Genomic DNA, 1,749 nt, shown 5'->3' with positions numbered 1-1,749 from the left:
GGCGTCCCGGTACCGTGCCGCGGGCTCGCTGTCGGGGGCGTGGGCGAGGAGCGGTTCGCCGTTCCGGCGGGCTGCACGGACGACATCGCTGTCAGGGACGTTCGCGAGCACCGGGCCGCCGAAATGTCTGCTGGCCCCCTCGGCCACGTCGGCGGCTTCCTCCCGGACCTTGTTGAGAAGTACGCCAGCGGTCTCCGTGCCGTACGAGCGGGCGTACTCCTGAACCTTCAGCCCGTCCGAGAGCGCGGGGATCGTCGGCTCGACGACGATCACGACGCGGTCGGCCAGTACGACAGGCAACACCGCGGACTTCGAGGCGAGCGCCGCGGGGGAGTCCAACAGCAGCACGTCCGTGTCGCCCGCGAGCTCGGCGACGACCGCGCGGAGCCGTGCGGGGTCGGCGGCCTCGAACCCGGCCAGCGACGTGCCACAAGGGACGACGGACATCCCGAAGCGGTCGTACGTCGCCTCCGAGACGTCGGTCGCCGTCCCCTCGACGAGGAGGTCGTGAAGGGTTACCGTCGCGTCGTCGAGGCCGGTGTGGAACAGCAGGTTCGCCATCCCGGTGTCGGCGTCGACGACAGTGACGTCGTACTCGTCGGCCAGCGCCATCCCGAGCGCCAGCGTGCTCGTCGTCTTACCGGTGCCGCCTTTTCCGCTGGCGACCGCGAACGCCTCTACCATGCCCCTCGGTCCGCGGGAGCCGAGTAAAGCCTGTCTATCGTGGCTCCACCCAGCTCGGGACAGCGTTTTGTCCGTCCGCACCGAGCTGCGGGTATGCCTACCGTCGTTAGCGCATCGGCGTTCCGTGACATGGTCGACGCGGCGCGCCGCGGCGAGCGGTCGTTCACGGTCGTCGACACCAGGCCGACGGACGACTTCGAGAGCTGGCGTATCGCCGACTCGATCAACTACGTCTACAAACCGTTCCACGAGTTCGACCTCGACGCGTTCGAGCGTGAGACCGGGCTCTCTGCGTCTGACACGGTCGTTACGACCTGTGCGAAGGGGAAGGCGTCGCTCGATCTCGCCGCGGAGCTCGAAGCCGCCGGCTACGACGAGGTCGTCGCCATCGATGACGGCATGCGCGGCTGGTCGGCCGTGTACGACCGCGTCCGCGTTCCGCTCCCCGACGCCGGCGACGACCCGCTCGACGTGGTCCAGATACAGCGCCGGGCGAAGGGATGTCTCGGCTACCTCGTCGTCGGCGGACGGGAAACTCCCGACGACTCCCGCGTCGCGGTCGCTGATCCCGACGACTCCCGCGTCGCGGTCGCGATCGATGTCTCGCGACACGGCGAGGAGTGGCGCGCGGCCGCTGCGGCACACGACGCCGAGATCGCGGCCGTCCTCGACACGCACGTCCACGCCGATCACATCTCCGGCGGACGCGCGCTCGCGGACGAGCTGGACGTTCCTTACGTCCTCCCGGCCGCGGCCGCCGACCGCGACGTGGCGTACACGTTCGAGCCGCTCGACCGCAACGAGACCCTCGACGTCGGCGGCGTCGACGTGAAAGCGCTGGCGACACCCGGACACACCGACGACATGGCGAGCTACCTCGTCGGTCGGTCCGCCGTACTAACCGGCGACACGCTCTTTACCGACAGCGTCGGTCGCACCGAGCTGCAGTTCGCGGCTGGCGGAGAGGGTGAAACGACGGGTGAGACCGGGACTGAGGAGGCGGCCGACGTGGGCGCGGCCGATCCCGAAGCGACCGACCCCGAGACGGCCGGCGCGCGCGAGGGC

General features: G+C 70.1%; 2 protein-coding genes. One reads left to right on the top strand and one right to left on the bottom strand.

What is annotated here, in order from left to right; all coding sequences use genetic code 11:
* Positions 1 to 684 (bottom strand): nucleotide-binding protein (locus tag ACFQEU_RS15445; protein WP_379783603.1); only part of this gene is annotated, 684 nt, incomplete at its 3' end.
* A gap of 93 nt (positions 685 to 777) precedes the next feature.
* On the opposite strand from ACFQEU_RS15445, the gene ACFQEU_RS15440 reads away from it, so the two are divergent.
* On the top strand, positions 778 to 1,749 hold a 972-nt coding region (locus ACFQEU_RS15440), incomplete at its 3' end, for a rhodanese-like domain-containing protein (protein ID WP_379783601.1).

Origin of the sequence: Halorubrum tibetense (assembly GCF_042661865.1) — an archaeon.
Classification (GTDB): domain Archaea; phylum Halobacteriota; class Halobacteria; order Halobacteriales; family Haloferacaceae; genus Halorubrum; species Halorubrum tibetense.
Note: the sequence above shows the minus strand (reverse complement) of the source record. Positions and strands in the feature narration are given on the sequence as shown.